Origin of the sequence: Parafrankia sp. Ea1.12, assembly GCF_900465275.1 — a bacterium.
GTDB lineage: Bacteria > Actinomycetota > Actinomycetes > Frankiales > Frankiaceae > Parafrankia > Parafrankia soli.
Genome location: NZ_UBIZ01000558.1, coordinates 1 through 1,439 on the forward strand (window position 1 = coordinate 1; position 1,439 = coordinate 1,439).

A 1,439-nucleotide genomic window follows, 5' to 3' on the forward strand; every position below is an offset into this window, starting at 1 on the left:
GAGCCTGTCACGATTTTCGTGTAAGCCAGAGATGAACAGCCTACTTTGTGGAGAGTATCAGAAAGGTAGACGGCCAGGGAAGAGGTTGACCAGCGAGTTGAGTGCGACTTTCCATCCGTGGGTTCCCGTTCCGGACTCGCCGCCTCGCTGACTCGATATGTTCCGGAGTCCGAGATACAGTAGCTTCATGGCCGCGTCCCGGTCCGGGAAATGGCCCCGGTTCTTCGTTATCTTGCGGAGCTGGAAGTTTATCGACTCGATGGCGTTCGTCGTGTACACGATCTTCCGGAGCTCGGGCGGATAATCAAGGAAAGGAATAAACTCGGCCCAGGCGTGCCGCCACACATCCACCGCTCCGGGGTATTGCTTCCCGAACTGGTTGTCGAACGCGGCGAGGCCGAGCTCGGCGGCTTCCAGCGTCGGCGCGGTGTAGATCTCCTTCATCGCCTTGACGACGGCTTTCCGGTCGGTGAAGGAGACGAACCGCAGCGCGTTGCGGATCACGTGGACGACGCACGTCTGCACGACCGCGTCGGGGAAGACCGCGGTGACGGCGTCCGGCAGGCCAGTGAGCCCGTCACAGCACACGATCAGCAGATCGCGCACCCCACGGTTGCGCAGGTCAGCCAGGATCTTCTGCCAGAACCGTGCGCCCTCGGTGTCCTGGATCCAGCAGCCCAGCGCATGCTTACGGCCGTCGACGTCGACCCCGACGGCCAGGTAGGCGACCTTGGTCGTGACGACACCGTTGTCCTTGATCCGTAGCCGGATCCCATCCACGTACAAGATCGGGTAGACCTCGTCGAGGGGCCGGGACTGCCAGGCCTTGATCTCGTCGACGACGACCTCGGTGACGTTCGAGATCAACTCCCGGGACGCCGCGACCCCGTACACCTCCGCCAGGTGCGCCTCGATGTCGCGGGTCGTCATGCCCCGCGAGTACAACGACAGAATCGTGTCGTCAAGGTTCCCGATCCGCCGGGCCCGCTTCGGCACGATCACCGGTTCGAACGACCCGTTCCGGTCTCGGGGGACCTCAATGTCGACCGGCCCGTTACGCGTCGACACCGTCTTCGTGGACTTCCCGTTCCGGGAGTTCCCCGTCCCATGCCCGGCCGGGTCGCCGACCTCGTAGCCCAGATGGCTGGTCATCTCGACCTGCAGCGCGCGCTCCAGGACAGCCTTCGTCATCTGGTTCAACAACCCGTCGACCCCATCGATCGGGGTACCGGCGGCCTTCGCGTCCTTCAACAACACGTCGATCGCCTCGGGAGAGAAAGCATCCGCGATTCTCCGGGCCGCCTCTTCGTCGCGCTCTTCGTCGCGAGTCCGAAGCGTCGGGTTTTGCGTCATTCGGTGTCCCTTTCCGACCTACCCCGATCAGTCAGGCAGGTCGATCCTGGTCCACCTCCGGCTTACACAGTCGTCATGACACGCCC

The 1,439-nt window shown here is 63.3% G+C and carries 1 protein-coding gene; it reads right to left on the minus strand.

The window, feature by feature from the left end:
* Positions 1-57: 57 nt before the first annotated feature.
* The gene (locus FMEAI12_RS31380; protein ID WP_112108860.1) at positions 58-1,290 is read right to left on the minus strand and encodes an IS256 family transposase; all 1,233 of its coding nucleotides are present in this window, start codon (positions 1,288-1,290) and stop codon (positions 58-60) included.
* Positions 1,291-1,439: the final 149 nt, after the last annotated feature.